The organism is Actinokineospora auranticolor (genome assembly GCF_002934265.1).
Lineage (GTDB): Bacteria > Actinomycetota > Actinomycetes > Mycobacteriales > Pseudonocardiaceae > Actinokineospora > Actinokineospora auranticolor.
In genome coordinates this window covers 1-13,978 of record NZ_PTIX01000034.1, presented here as the reverse complement: position 1 = coordinate 13,978, position 13,978 = coordinate 1, and the positions used below count along the sequence as shown (strand labels likewise).

Sequence of the window (13,978 nt, the reverse complement as noted above, 5' to 3'; positions counted from 1 at the left end):
GGAGGTTGGGGCGGTATGTCCGGTCCCGCGTCCGGGGTGCCCGTGGTCACCCTTGCTCTGTGGCAACCAACTGCTTAGCCTAGCTAAGTGATTGGAGTCCAGAGGTGGACAGCAGGACGGAACCGGGGCCGCGCTACAAGTGGGTCGCGTTGTCGAACACCACGCTGGGGATGCTGATCGCGACGATCAACTCGTCGATCGTGCTCATCGCCCTGCCCGACATCTTCAAGGGGATCGGCATCAACCCGCTGGAGCCCGCGAACACCGGCTACCTGCTGTGGATGATCATGGGGTTCCTGGTGGTCACCGCCGTGCTGGTGGTGAGCTTCGGGCGGCTGGGCGACATGTACGGCCGGGCCCGCATGTACAACCTGGGGTTCGCGGTGTTCACCGTGTCGTCGGTGCTGCTGGCCGTCACCTGGTTCAAGGGTGACGCCGCCGCGCTGTGGCTCATCGGGTGGCGGGTCGTGCAGGGTGTCGGCGGCGCGTTCCTGATGGCCAACTCGTCGGCGATCCTGACCGACGCCTTCCCCGCCAACCAGCGCGGCATGGCCCTGGGCGTCAACGGCGTCGCGGCGATCGCCGGTTCGTTCCTCGGCCTGGTCGTCGGCGGCGTGCTCGCGCCGGTCAACTGGAACCTGGTGTTCCTCGTGTCGGTGCCCTTCGGCGTCGGCGGCACCATCTGGGCGTACCTGAAGCTGCGCGACACCGGCGTGCGCCACCACGCGCGGATGGACTGGTGGGGCAACCTGACGTTCGCGGTCGGGCTGGTGTCGGTGCTGGTCGGCATCACCTACGGCATCCAGCCGTACGGGGACGCGCAGACCGGCTGGGGGAGCCCGCTGGTGCTGTCGTGCCTCATCGGCGGCGCCCTCGTCCTGGTCGCCTTCGTCGTCGTCGAGCGGCGCGTGGACAACCCGCTGTTCGACCTGTCGCTGTTCCGCCTGCGGTCGTTCACCTGGGGCAACGCCGCCAACTTCGCCGCGTCCCTCGGCCGCGGCGGGCTGCAGTTCATCCTGATCGTGTGGCTGCAGGGGATCTGGCTGCCGCAGCACGGGTACGGCTACGAGCAGACACCGCTGTGGGCGGGCATCTACATGCTCCCCATGACGGTCGGCTTTCTGGTGTCCGCCCCGACCGCGGGCATCCTCTCCGACCGCATCGGCAGCAGGCGCCTGGCGTCCGGCGGGTTGCTGGTGACCGCGCTGTCGTTCGGGCTGCTGATCGCGCTGCCGGTGGACTTCCCGTACTGGGCGTTCGCGGCGGTGTTGGTGCTCAACGGGATCGGCATGGGGATGTTCTCCTCGCCGAACCGCGCGGAGGTGATGAACAGCCTGCCCCCGCACGCCAGGGGATCCGGCTCGGGCATGATGACCACCTTCCAGAACACCGCGATGGTCCTGTCGATCGGCTTCTTCTTCAGCCTGATCATCGCGGGCCTCGCCACCTCGCTGCCGGGGGCGCTGCGCACGGGGCTGGAGGCGCACGGGGTGTCGGCGGGGTCGGCGGAACAGATCGCCGGGTTGCCCGCGGTGGCGGTGCTGTTCGCGGCATTCCTCGGCTACAACCCGATTCAGCAACTGCTGGGCGACCAACTCACGACGTTGCCGCACGAGCAGGCCGCGTACCTGACGGGCCGGGGCTTCTTCCCCAGCCTCATCTCCGGCCCCTTCGCCGACGGCCTCGCCATCGCCTTCGGCTTCGCGATCGTGCTGTGCGTGTTGGGAGCGGTGGCGTCGTGGTTGTGCGTACCGAAGAAGCTGCCCACCGACCACGAGTCCGTCGGCGCCGAACTCGCTGCTGCGGCGGGGGAGCGGGTCTGACTACGCGGACGCGCCGATGAGGTGGGTGGCGGCGGCGTCGGTGTCGCGGATCTCGTAGTACCCGGGCGCCGTGGTGACCGAGTGCGCTGCCACCCAGTCCCGCGCGTCCAGTGGCGGTCTCGGCGGTGAACCGGGCGCCGTCGAGGAACACGGCGGCGAACTCGCGGGCGAAGACGGTGTCGTGGTCGGCCGCGATCAACCGCACCAGGCCGAAGACCTCCTCCTCGGCGAGGACGCGATCGATAGTCCGGGCCAGATCGGGGTTCGACGGGTCGAAGTGCGGTTCGAGCACGAGGTCCCGCGCACCGCGGGAGGTGCGGCCGTGCTCGCGCAGGAGGTCGAAGGCGCAGGCCAACTCGACGACGACGACGCCCAGCCGGACGAGCCGCCGTGCGGTGTCGGGCTCGCGGTCGACGCCCGGGCCTCGTGGCGGATGCGGAAGATCGTGCGCAGGAGCCGCGTCTCGGTGGTGTGCGGCCAGGTGAGGGCGGCGAGCCGTTCGCGCGCCGGGAGGGCGGCGAAGTCTTGGGCAGAGGCCAGGATCGAACCGCTCGCCTGGCGGATTCCCCGCGCGGGCGCGGGCTGGACCGGCACGGGTTCGGGTGCGTCGGTGCGGCCGAAGCGGAAGAGGAACCCGGCGAGCCGCCGTTCGGGTGGGTCGGCGCGGGCGAGGTCGTCGAGGTCCGTGGCCTTGAGTGGTCCGGTGACCAGGACGCAGCCGTTCGCCCGGCCGCGAACGTCGAAGGTCGGGCTGGTCACCACCCCTCTGACCGGGGCAGCCGCCGCAGCCGGCCCCCGGTCAGCCCGTGCGTCGCGTTCGCCCCACGCCGCAGGCCCCTGGTCGATCGCCGCCCGCAGGTAGTCGCGCCACTGCTCGGTGACGATGCCGCCTTCGTCGCCGCCCACACGGCGAAGATCACCTCGGGAACGGCGCGGGTGGACGGTTGCCGGGCGGAGACTCCGTTATGCCCCCGCGTCGCGTTCTGCCGCGTCGAGGACGGGGTCGGTGAAGCGGCTGATGGGGATGAGCAGCAGCAGGGTCAGCGCGCCCGCGATGGCGAAGACCGGGCGCAGGCCCAGCCACTGGGCGAGGAGGCCGCCGGTGGCCGCGCCGAGGGGGATGGTGCCCCAGGCGACCAGGCGGTAAGCGCTGTTGACGCGGCCGAGGATGTGGTCCGGGGTGATGCGTTGGCGGAGGGAGACCAGGATGACGTTGGACAGCATGATGCCCACGCCGCCGATGAAGAACCCGGCGCCGACCAGCCAGGGGTTGGGGGTCAGGGTGGGGGCGGCTATCGAGAGGGCGATGACCAGGAACGCGGCCAGGATGGACCTGGAGCGGCCCAGCGCTCGCTCGATCGCGGGCGCGGCGAAGGAACCCACCAGGCTGCCCGCGGCGGAGGTGGTCAGCAGGATGCCGTATTCCGTCTCCGTCAACCCCATGGCCCCCACCGCGTACAGGACCAGGACGGCCATCCGGGCGTTGCTCGCGAAGTTGCTCACCCCCACCGCGATCGCGAAGGTGCGCAACAGGTTGCGGTGCCACAGGAACCGCAGGCCCTCGACGATGTCCGCGCGCATGGTGGCGCGGTGGGTGCGCGCCGGTCGGTAGTCGCCGCGCAGCAGCAGGAGGGCGCCGATCGCCGCCACCCACAGCCCGGCCGGGGTGGCGAAGGCGACGAGGGTGCCCGCGCCCGCGAGCAGACCGCCCAGCGGCGGGCCGACGAACTCGTTGGCGGTCATCTCCACCGCGTACAGCCGGGCGTTCGCCCGGGACAGGTCCGCGCGCGGCACGACCTGCGGGACGATCGACTGCGCGGACGTGTCGTACAGGGTCTCGGCGACCCCGACGCAGAACGCGATGGCGTAGAGCACCCAGATCGACCCCGCGCCGAAGGCCAGCGCCGCGAGCAGGGCCGCGCGCGCCGCGTTGGCCGCGAGCATGGCGTGCCTGCGGTCCAGCCGGTCGGCCAGCGCGCCCGCGGGCAGCGCGCACAGCAGCCACGGCAGCGCGGCGGCGAAGCTGACCCCCGCGACCAGCACCGGGGACCGCGTGTAGTCGATCGCGACCAGTGGCAGCGCCACCTTGAACACGCCGTCGGCGAGGTTCGACAGCGCCGACGAGGTCCACAACCGCCAGTAGCTCACCGGCGGAGGATGACACATCCACAATCCGTCGGGGTGCGGATCGCGGGGAACGGGGGCCGCGGTGTACCCCCAGAACACCGCGGTACCCGCTCACCCGGTTCTCCAGTGTCGGCCGGGCGGGCGCGCGGCGCGACCTCAGGGAGGTGGACAGAAAGGGGTCATTTTGGGAACCGCGGGTCGCGGCCGCGCGTTCCCCGGACGTGGGCTGGTTGTGGGCTGTGAGTCTGCCTGGACTCGTCGTGCTGCTGGTGGTGCTGGCCGCGGTCGAATCGGCCGGTACCCGGCTGCCGTGGCGGCGCGGCAAGGGGACGCCGGTGGCGGCCGCGGGGTTCGACGAACTGGGCGCGGTGTTCTCCGGCGGGAAGCGCGAGGAGATGGAGTACCGCAAGATGTCGCTCGTGCTCCGCGACGACGAGGACGACGGCGCGCCGCCGCGCGGTTCGGTCGACCTCGACGGGTTCGGCGTGCGGGTGGTGCTGCCCGAGCGGGACTAGGGCTTCTCGAAGTGCTGGTAGTCGATGGGTGAGGTCCAGTAGCCACCCCAGTCCCAGTCGCGGCCCTCGAACGCGCGGACCGTGTGGTCGTCCGCGTGGATGAGGCCGGGGTCGGTGCGGGTGCGGTCCACGTACGGGGCGCCGTTGGGCGGGTACACGGTGCCGCTGCCGGAGATGTACGGGTTGCGCACGGGGTTGATGTCGATCGCCCGGCCGTACGAGTGGTTCGACCACTCGGTGCCCCCGGTGATCGGGCGGCAGTTGAAGGCGGACGTGTTGTTGGCGGCCATCGACCTGTCGTCGTCCGCGTCGTACTTCTCCACGGTCTCCATGCGTTCGACGGGGTACCGGTGCCGGTAGAGGTCGCCGAAGATCCGGACCACCTCGACGGCGACGTCCTTCGCCACGATCAACTCCCCGCGGTGGGTCCGGCCGTCGAATCCCCGGGTCGTGAGGGTCACCAGGCGTAGATTTTCCGGCGGGACCGGGCAGCCGGGGCGCCAGCTCGCGCCTAGCCGCTCCTTGCTGACCGGGAAGATGAAAGCCAGGTACGGTGCGGTGGCCGCGGCGGGTGCCGCGGTCGCGAGCAGGAAAGCGGACGTCAGCAGTGCCGTGGCCGGTTTCCGCATCACGCCTCCTTGGTCGGGTGGGTCCTTGAGCGTACCCGGCCGCGGATTGTGACTATCCACTGTGGAATGCAATGGGGTAGAAGGTCCCGACGATCCGGGCCGGGTGCCCGGTACCGCGGTGATCGCCGACCCAACAGGGTTGCCTGCGAGGAGGCAACCATGCCGGGTGAGCCATTTCCCGTCGACGCGGCGATCGCGCGGGCGGTGCGCGCGGCGGGGCGGGTGTCGTCCCCGTACGGCACGCGACCGTGGCGGTTCGTGGTGCTGGAGCGGCGGGTGGGGGTGAAGCTGGACCCCGACCGGGTGCTGCGCGTCGCCGACCCGCACGGCCAGGGCGCGCGGGTGGCCTGCGGCGCGACCGTCTACGCCCTGCGGCTCGTGCTGGCCGTGACCGGGTGGTCGTCGTCGGTGGCCGTGCTGCCGGACCGCCGCGACCCGGACCTGGTGGCCGAGGTGCGGGTCGGTCCCCGGCACCGCACGACGGCGGAGGAGCGCTCCCTCGCGCTGGCCGTGGAACGCGGCGGCGGCAACCGCTGGCCCGTGCTGCGCCGCGCCGTCCCCGAACCCGCCAGGGCCGCCCTGGCCAAGGCCGCCCGCCTCGAAGGCGCGCGGCTGCACCTGATCGAGGACCCCGACGACCAGGCCACCGTAGCCGCCGTCATCCGCCGCGCCGACTTCCTCCGCAGCCGCGACGACGAGTACCGGGCCGAACTGCGCGCCCGCCAAGCCCGCGAAGAGGGCACCTACGGCCTCGACACCATCGGCGGCGGCCCGGAACCGCTGCTGGCCGTGCTGACCACCCCCACGGACACGACCGTCGACCAGGTCATAGCGGGCCAAGCCCTGCAACGGGTGCTGCTCGAAGCCGACATCGCGGGCCTGGCGGTGTCGTTGCTGCCGCGCCCCGTCGAACTACCCCAAACCCGCTCCGCCCTGCACACCACCACCGGCGCCACCCCACACGCCGTCCTGCGGATCGGCTTCGGCCACGGCTCAGGCCCAGCCCCCCGCCGCGCGGGCAGCGAACCCGGCCGCGCGGTCACCGGCTTCTCACCGCTGGGCTGAGGTATCCCCGGATCGGGTGCTTTCCTTCCACACCCGCCACTCGCGCGTCGCCGAACCTTGGCCTGACCTGGAGTTTCGTCGGATCTCGGTTATCCACATCCTCGGCGACCATCCACAGCCCGTCCGCACTCCCGTTCCCACCGCTCCACCCCGAATAGACTGGAACAGGGCCGTCCCCCAGAGGATAGGGCGGGGGCTGCCCGGGTGGCAGCGGTGGGTGTTGGCGGTGGGTGTTGCGAGCGCGAGGCGCGGCGGTGGGCGTGGGTGTGCGCGTAGCGCCTACCCCAGCGGTACCTGCCACCGGAGCACCGTCCCGCCGCCGTCCGTGGAGGTGATTTCGCAGCGGCCGTGGCAGGCGGCGGCTCTGCGGTCGATGTTGTCCAGGCCGCTGCGGCGGCCGGTCGACGTCACCAGGCCGACCCCGTTGTCGCGCACCTCGACGGTCAACGAGTCCGCCGCGCCGACCGTCACCGTGATCTCCGACGCCCGCGCGTGCCGCACCGCGTTGCTCAGCGCCTCGCGCAGGACGGCTACGGCGTGCTCGCCGATCTCGGCGGGGACCAGGGTGTCGATCGCGCCGGACATCGACACCGCCGGGGAGACCGCCGTCCCCGCGCCGACCTCCGCCACCACGTCGAGCAGGCGGCGCCGCAGGCTGTTGGCGTCCTCGCTGGTGGACTGGAGGTCGAAGATGGACGTGCGGATCTCGCGGACCGTCTGGTCCAACTGCTCCACCGACCGGTGCACGCGGTCGCGGGCCGCCGGGTCGTCGATCCGGCGCAGGGTGCCCTGCAGGCTCATGCCCGTCGCGTACAGCCGCTGGATCACGTGGTCGTGCAGGTCCTGCGCGATCCGGTCCCGGTCGGCCAGCACGTCCAGCAACCGCTGCGCGCGCTGCTTCTCGGCCAGTTCCAGGGCCACCGCCGCCTGACCGGCGAACGACGCCAGCAGCGGCGTCTGGTGCACGCTGAACGGCCGCGCCCCCTTCTCCCGCGCGGCCAGCAGCACACCCCCGGCCGTCCGCAGCGGAACCACGACCGCGGGCCCCAGCGACCCCGCGTGCGTACCCAACTCGGCCGCCAGGTCCGCGACCTCGCGCGGTTCCTCCTCCGCCAGCACCGCCTCGATCAGCGGCGCGAAGGCCGCCACCTCCTCGTCGCCGAGCAGGTCGCCGACCGTCCCGGTGGCCGCGCCGACCCGCAGCAGGTCCCGGGTGGCGTCGTCGACCAGCAGGATCAGCGTGCAGTCCGCCCCGGCCAGCTCCAGCACCCGCCGGGCGATCAGGTCCAGCGTCTCGCCCTGGGACGCGCCCGCCAGCAGTTGCGTGTTGACCTCGCCCGCCGCCGTCAGCCACCGCTCGCGGTCGCGGGTGCGCTCGAACAGCCGCGCGTTCTCGATCGCCACGCCCGCCGCCGCGGCCAGCGCGCTGACCACGGCCTCGTCGTCGGCGGTGAACTCGGTGCTGCCGCGCTTCTCGGTCAGGTACAGGTTCCCGAAGATCTCACCGCGCACCCGCACCGGCACACCGAGGAAACTGCCCATCGGCGGGTGGTTCTCCGGGAACCCGACGGACGCGGGGTGCCTGGTCAGGTCCGGCACCCGGATCGGCTCGGGGTGCTCGATCAGCAGCCCCAGCAGACCGCGCCCCTCCGGTAGGTGACCCATCCGCGAGCGGGTGCGCGAGTCGATGCCCTCGTACACGAAGCGGGACAGCCCGCCCGCGTCGCCGAGCACGCCCAGCGCGCCGTAGCGGGCGTCGACCAGCCCGACGGCCGCGCGCACGATCCGTTGCAGGGTCGAGTCCAGCTCCAGGCCCGCGCCGACCGCCATGACGGCGTCGAGCAGGCCCTGGAGGCTGTCCCGGGTGTGCATGAGTTCGCCGAGGCGTTCGTGCAGCTCGCGCAGCAGTTCGTCCAGCCGCAGGCCGGACAGCAGTGGCGCGGCGCTGTTGGTCGCCTGCTCGGTGTCCTGTCGCTCCATCTCGACTCCCGCATCGTCTGGCCCGCAGGAGCGTTTCACGGCTGCCCTCGCCGGGCAAACAGCCGACCGGATGGTTCACCTGAACCACACGGCCGTCCTACTGGGGACTACGGCTGTTCGGCCCGTGGCCGCACGACCGCGACCGGGCACGGCGCGTGCCGGATGAGCGCCTGGCTGGTCGACCCGAGCAGCATCCCGGCGACGCCGCCGCGACCCCGCGAGCCGACCACGACCAGCGCCGCGCCGACCGCCTGGTCGAGCAGCAGCCGGGCGGGCCGCGCCCTGGCCACCAGCGGTTCCACGGCCACCTCGGGGAACTTCGCCCGCCACGGGTCCAGTCGGGACGTCAGCAGCTCGGCGGCGCCGCGGGCCAGCGGCTCCCAGTCCAGCTGTGCGTAGCCGGCGGCCCGGGCCGCCTCCAGCACCACGTCGCTCCACGCGTGCACGGCCGCGACCGACGAACCGGAGGCCTTGGCGTACTCGAAGGCGAACGCCAGCGCCGCGTCGTCGGTGTCGCTGCCGTCCACACCGACCAGTACGCGCCCCTCGAGCGACGGGTGGTCGCCGCGCACGACGACGACCGGGCAGTGCCCGTGCGCGACGAGCGCGACGGCGGTGGAACCCAGCAGCATCCCGGAGAAGCCGCCCAGGCCCCGCGAACCGAGCACCAGGACCACGGCGCCCCTGCTGGCGTCGCGCAGGTGCGCCACGACGTCGCCCTCCAGCGCCTCGGACCGGATCTCCAGGTCGGGCTCCTCGGCCGCGGCGGCGTCGACGGCCCGGTTGAGGTTGTCCTTGGTCTGCGCGCGCAGCCCGGCGAGCAGCTGCCGACCGTCGACCAACGTGTCCGGGTAGCCCGCTATCGGCCACGGGTGCACCGACACGACGCGCAGCCAGGTGCGCCGCCGGGCGGCCTCCGCGGCGGCCCAGCGCACGGCGTCCAGCGCCGACTCCGAGCCGTCGACCGCGGCCAGGACGGGCAACTCGGTGCTCATGCGCGGACCTCTTGGACGGCGTGGACCTCGGCGCGGACCACGCCGGGGACGGCCTCGGCGAGGACGCGGGCGATGTGGCGGTCACCGGCGTCGTCGAACCGGTCGGTGATCTCGGCGGCGCCCCCGACGACCCGGACGGTCCAGCGGGTCGCCCCGCCGAAGACGGCCAGCCGCCTGCGGACGTCGGTCTCCAGGTCGTGGTCGGAGCGGGCGAGCACGCGGATCAGGTCGCCGCGGGTGACGACCCCGACGACCTTGTCCCTCTCCACGACGGGCAGGCAGCGGTGCCGGTCGCGCAGCATCACGCGGGCCACGGCGGCGACGTCGGTCCCGGCGGCCACGGCGGCGGCGGGGGCGGTCATCACCTGGCCGACCAGCTCAGGTGGCGCGGCGGCGGACTCGTCGACGGCGGTGCGGAACTGCGGGTCGACCGGGAACCGGCCGCGCAGCACGTCGGCCTCGGTGACCACCCCGGCCAACCGCCCGTCCGCGTCGACGACCGGCAGCGCGGTGAACCCCTCGGCGGCGAACACCTGCGCCACCCGCTTGACCGGGGTGTCCGGGCGCACGGTCACCACCGGGCTCGACATGATCTCTCTGGCTCGCATCAACGCTCCTCACTGGGGTTGCCTCCACGCTAGGCCGGGGGAAGACCGCCGCGCCGCCGTCCGAGGTCCCGCCCGCACCGGGACCTTCGCCGCCCGACCCAGGACTCCCGCCCACACCTGATCGGGTGATCACACCCGCGACCGGACACGGTCACAGGTCCGGTGGCGCGTTGCGCTCGCCGGTGTCCGCCCCGGACGGCGACAGTTCGCCGCGGAACCGCTGTCCGCACTGATCGGGTGATCGCACACCTGCCGTGACTCACTCGGGGGCAGTCGTCCGCACGCCCGAAATCGAGCGCGGGCCCCGACCTCGGTGGGTGCGGAGAGGGCGGCGAGGAAGAGCGCGCGTATGAGTTCGCGGGTGCCGGTGCGGGCCGGGTGTTCGCCCTGCTGGAGGTGTCGGACGGTCACGTGACGGTGCGATGCCTGCGGAGGCGGTCAGGTGCGCCGAGCCTGCGAAGCCGGGGGCGTCGCCGATCTCCGGCAGGATGCGGGTGGCGGGTCCTGACGCCGATGCCGGGGGCCGAGGTCAGGACCCCGGCGAGAGGTGCGTATCGAGTGTCCCTCAACTTGGTCTTCGGTCTGTCTGCGTTGGGCGAGAACGGTTTTCAGACCGTCGGCCAGTCGTGGCAGGACGGTGTGCGGCTGTGCCCGGGACCGCGGCGGTCTGTTCGTCGAGGGCGGCCATGAATGCCTCGACCAGCTTGAGGCCCATACGGGAGGCATGGACCCGGCGGGTTCGCGTCGCCCGGCTTGGCGATTCCCGCAGGTCCGCCGCATTCCAGGACGGCCGAGTGACTGGTCCTGGGTCCGATGGCGCGTTCGAGGGCGGGGCGGATGCAGGTGGCCGATCCCCCGCGCGGTTGGTGATGTGGGTGGTCTTGTCGGCCAGGTCGTCATCGCCGAACTCCCGCCCACGCCTGACCAGGTGATTACACCTGCGGCCCGCGTTGGCGCGCCTCCTGGTGGCGTCCGTAGTCCGGCGGGCGCGACGTTGTCCACCCAATGCCGCCCGGGCGAAGAGTTTTCGCTGCCAGGCGGGTGACTCCCGCCCGCGCTGATCCGGGTGATCGCACTGGCCACGACCTCACTCGGGGGAGGCCATCCACACACCCCGAATCGAGCGCGGCCCCCTTGAGATCAAGACCCAACACCCGGCCGATAAACCGGAACGACCGCCTCGCCCGCAACTCCCGCGAGATCATCTCCCGCTCCTCGGCACTCAAACTCACCCGACACACCACGACATGATCTCCGATCACTCACCCACGAAGATCACCTCATACCCGGTGCATCGACCAGTTGAGGTCAAGCCCCGCCCTCCTCTGGGGGGACAGCCCTGCTCCAGTCTATCGGCCACGGGGTGGCGGGGAGGGTTCGCGGAAGTCCTGTGGACAGGCACGGACCATGTGGACAACCGGAGTCATCCGGTTGTCCGGTCGGCGCGGCCTGCCCGGCATCGGTGGCCGAGATTCGCAGGTGACCTACAACCTTGCGTGATGCCGTTGTCCACATACCCCAGGGGCATCCACAGGTCCCGGGACGTTGCCGCGTTCCGACCCCAAGCCGGTAGGCGCACACGGCATGGGGCCACCGCGGTCGCGGTGGCCCCATGCCGAAATCCGTTGCGGCTCGGTCAGTTCTGGCCGCGGCGGAGTTCGGCGGCGAGGACGGCGGCTTGGGTGCGGCGTTGCATCTTCAGCTTGGCGAGCAGGTGGGAGACGTAGTTCTTCACCGTCTTCTCCGCCAGGAACATCCGCTCGCCGATCTCGCGGTTGGTCAGGCCCTCGCCGATCAGGTCGAACACCGTGCGCTCTTGGTCGGTGAGTTCGGCGAGGGGGTCGCTCTGGGAGCGTTCGCGGCGGATGCGGTCGAGTAGGGCGGAGGTGGTCTTCGGGTCCAGCAGCGATCCGCCCGCGCCCACGGTCCGCACGGCCGCCACCAGGTCGGTGCCCAGGACCTGCTTGAGCACGAACCCGGACGCGCCCGCCAGGATGGCCTCGAACAGGGCCTCGTCGTCGGCGAAGGACGTCAGCATCAGGCAGCGCAGGTCGGGCAGCGCCGACCGCAGCTCGCGGCACAGCTCGACGCCCGTGCCGTCCGGCAGCCGCACGTCCAGCACCGCCACGTCCGGTGTCACCGCGGGTACCCGGACCAGGGCCTCCGCGACCGAGGCCGCCTCGCCGACGATCTCCAGGTCCGGTTCGTCCAGCAGGTCGGCCACCCCTCGGCGGACGATTTCGTGGTCGTCGACCAGGAAGACCCGGATGGTCATGGTGCCCCCGCCTCCAGCGCAGTGCGTTTGTCGTCGCACCCAACTGTAGGCCCTGTCCCGGGACCTCTGCCTGCGCCGGCTGGCCGTACGGGCCCGGGACTTTGGTCCTTCAGCGGGTCGGTGGTTCGACGGTTTCCGACAGCGGCCTGCGCGGTGTCCGGGGTAACGCCTGGGCGGGGGCAGCGGCCCAGCCGACGCGCAGCACCAGCTGGGGGACCATCGCGTCGTCGAGTACGCGTTCGCGGAGCAGGTCACGCGTTCGGGGGATCTCGACCGGCTGAGACAACGGGCAGGTGGCCAGGCGCAGCGTGGTGGCGGCCAGCAGCACCGCGCTGGTCGCCTCGCCCGCGCGCAGCCGGGACACCCGGTCGTCGGACGAGGTGCCCAGGACCAGCAGCTCGCCAGCCCCGCCACCGGTCGCGCGGTCGTGCTGGGTGAGCAGCGGTGCGGAGAAACGCCTGGTCACGAGGTCGCCGTAGCGGGTGTCGCGGACCGTGTTGGCTGCCGGGACACCGTCGTCGGACCCGGCGTGGCGGCCCGTCCACACGGCCAGTTCGGTGCGGTAGTCGCCGTCGGCGTCCTGGTGCGCGTCGGCCTCGGCGATCAGGCGGGTCAGCGCCGTTCGGGTGTCACCCGACAGGTGGCGGGCCAGGACGCCGCTGCCGCCCGCGGCCAGGACCAGTTCGTCCAGGTGCTCGGCGCGGACCGGCCAGGCCGCGTAGGCGCGCCGGTCGCTGCGCCTGCGGGTCACGGCGGCGGCGCGGACGATGTCGTCCCTGGTGGGGGTGGACGGGGACACGGTGACGGTGGCCAGGTGGTCGGGCAGTTCGGGGTCGGGCAGCCTGCGCACGTGCGCGGTCCAGCCGAACGCCGCGAGCGCCACGACCAGGTGGTGCAGGGCCGCGCCGCAGCTCAGCAGCAGGTCGCGCCCGTCCGGGTCGGTCGCGGGCAACCGCCGCGACTGGTCCGCGTACAGCCGGATCTCAGCGCGCCCCACCCGCCACCGCCACGGCTGCGTGTTGTGCACCGACGGCGCGCAACACGCCAACCGCAGCGCGGTGTGCACGGTTTCGCGGTCAGGAAATCCGTGCGCGCCGGGCCGGGTGGGCACATCGATCCGCGGAACAGTCATCGCATTCCCCTCATCTCCCGCCATCCCGGCGCTCCCGTCTATCCAGAGTCGACGCCGGGAGACGGTCGGCCACAGTGCGGGAGGTCCCGAGCGGCAGGGACCTAAGAGCCTGCTGGCGCCCGCCGCGGCGCCCGAGCCCGCCCCGCTCGCCCGGTTCGTCCCGGTCGGCGGGCGGATTCAGCCCGTTGTCCACAGGCCCGGCTGGGCCACTTCTACCTGCCCGTCGTCGCGAATAGAGGCTTATTCACAACCCCGGGGTGAGTACCCGAAAGTAAGAGGTAGCGGCCCGTTTGAGAGAATTCAGTTACCACGCATCACTCTCAAAAACAGACCGCCTTCATGTATCATACCACCGGCCTCACCCGAGGCCGTGTCGAGGAATTGTGCGCTTTGATTCACGAAGCCGCCAGCGAATCGATTCGCCGGTGGCCGCCGGTTCTGGGTCTATATCGCTCCGTAGTGGTCACGTTGGCGTACTTGCGGCAGAATCGGGTTCAAGCGGAGTTGGCGGAAGCGTTCGAGGTGTCACAGCCGACGATCGGTCGGGCGATCGCGGCGATGACACCACTGTTGGCCGGCGTGCTCGAACAGTACGTTCCCGCGGCCGACGATCTCGACGACCGCAACTCCCCCATAGTGGACGGGACACTGCTGCCGTGCTGGTCATGGGCGTCCCGCCCGGAGTTGTTCTCCGGGACACACCGCACGACCGGGCTCACCGTCCAGGTCGTGTGCACGCCGGACGGACGTCTGAGATGGGTGTCGGATCCTATGCCGGGATCCCGTAACGACATCGTCGGCCTGAACGCCTCGCGGGTTCTCGACGGAC

General features: G+C 72.0%; 12 protein-coding genes. 4 read left to right on the top strand and 8 right to left on the bottom strand.

Annotated elements, in window-relative coordinates:
* Nucleotides 1-170: 170 nt before the first annotated feature.
* On the top strand, nucleotides 171-1,823 hold the full coding sequence (locus CLV40_RS34080) for an MFS transporter (RefSeq protein ID WP_104483193.1): 1,653 nt from the start codon (nucleotides 171-173) through the stop codon (nucleotides 1,821-1,823).
* Between the two features lie 195 nt (nucleotides 1,824-2,018).
* Here CLV40_RS34080 and CLV40_RS34075 read toward each other — a convergent pair whose 3' ends face one another.
* Together CLV40_RS34075 and CLV40_RS34070 are read right to left on the bottom strand one after the other, a co-directional pair.
* Nucleotides 2,019-2,729: a hypothetical protein gene (locus CLV40_RS34075; protein WP_104483148.1), complete on the bottom strand. Its 711-nt coding sequence runs from the start codon at nucleotides 2,727-2,729 to the stop codon at nucleotides 2,019-2,021.
* A 57-nt stretch (nucleotides 2,730-2,786) separates the two neighbouring features.
* Nucleotides 2,787-3,971 (bottom strand): MFS transporter, encoded by a 1,185-nt coding sequence (locus CLV40_RS34070; protein ID WP_245931752.1) that lies wholly within the window; start codon nucleotides 3,969-3,971, stop codon nucleotides 2,787-2,789.
* Nucleotides 3,972-4,189: 218 nt separating this feature from the next.
* Between CLV40_RS34070 and CLV40_RS34065 the strand changes: the two genes are divergently transcribed.
* Nucleotides 4,190-4,465, top strand: coding sequence for a DUF6191 domain-containing protein (locus CLV40_RS34065; RefSeq protein WP_219824192.1), 276 nt, complete (start codon nucleotides 4,190-4,192; stop codon nucleotides 4,463-4,465).
* On the opposite strand, the gene CLV40_RS34060 is transcribed toward CLV40_RS34065, so the two are convergent.
* Nucleotides 4,462-5,094, bottom strand: coding sequence for a M15 family metallopeptidase (locus CLV40_RS34060; RefSeq protein ID WP_104483145.1), 633 nt, complete (start codon nucleotides 5,092-5,094; stop codon nucleotides 4,462-4,464). The two genes, CLV40_RS34065 and CLV40_RS34060, sit on opposite strands and share 4 nt — an antisense overlap.
* 159 nt (nucleotides 5,095-5,253) lie before the next feature.
* Between CLV40_RS34060 and CLV40_RS34055 the strand changes: the two genes are divergently transcribed.
* On the top strand, nucleotides 5,254-6,159 hold the full coding sequence (locus CLV40_RS34055) for a nitroreductase family protein (protein WP_104483144.1): 906 nt from the start codon (nucleotides 5,254-5,256) through the stop codon (nucleotides 6,157-6,159).
* Nucleotides 6,160-6,438: 279 nt separating this feature from the next.
* Here CLV40_RS34055 and CLV40_RS34050 read toward each other — a convergent pair whose 3' ends face one another.
* The 5 genes from CLV40_RS34050 to CLV40_RS34030 form a co-directional block, all read right to left on the bottom strand.
* Nucleotides 6,439-8,139 (bottom strand): sensor histidine kinase, encoded by a 1,701-nt coding sequence (locus tag CLV40_RS34050; protein ID WP_104483143.1) that lies wholly within the window; start codon nucleotides 8,137-8,139, stop codon nucleotides 6,439-6,441.
* Nucleotides 8,140-8,246: 107 nt separating this feature from the next.
* Nucleotides 8,247-9,134: a universal stress protein gene (locus tag CLV40_RS34045; RefSeq protein WP_104483142.1), complete on the bottom strand. Its 888-nt coding sequence runs from the start codon at nucleotides 9,132-9,134 to the stop codon at nucleotides 8,247-8,249.
* Complete coding sequence (locus CLV40_RS34040) at nucleotides 9,131-9,742, bottom strand: CBS domain-containing protein (protein WP_104483141.1); 612 nt, start codon at nucleotides 9,740-9,742, stop codon at nucleotides 9,131-9,133. Before CLV40_RS34040 ends, CLV40_RS34045 begins: the two co-directional genes overlap by 4 nt.
* Before the next feature lie 1,636 nt (nucleotides 9,743-11,378).
* Nucleotides 11,379-12,017, bottom strand: a complete 639-nt coding sequence (locus CLV40_RS34035) for a response regulator (RefSeq protein ID WP_104483140.1) — start codon at nucleotides 12,015-12,017, stop codon at nucleotides 11,379-11,381.
* A 109-nt stretch (nucleotides 12,018-12,126) separates the two neighbouring features.
* On the bottom strand, nucleotides 12,127-13,149 hold the full coding sequence (locus CLV40_RS34030) for an Acg family FMN-binding oxidoreductase (protein WP_104483139.1): 1,023 nt from the start codon (nucleotides 13,147-13,149) through the stop codon (nucleotides 12,127-12,129).
* A 459-nt stretch (nucleotides 13,150-13,608) separates the two neighbouring features.
* On the opposite strand from CLV40_RS34030, the gene CLV40_RS34025 reads away from it, so the two are divergent.
* The coding region (locus tag CLV40_RS34025; protein WP_219824191.1) for a transposase family protein at nucleotides 13,609-13,978 on the top strand (370 nt) is incomplete at its 3' end.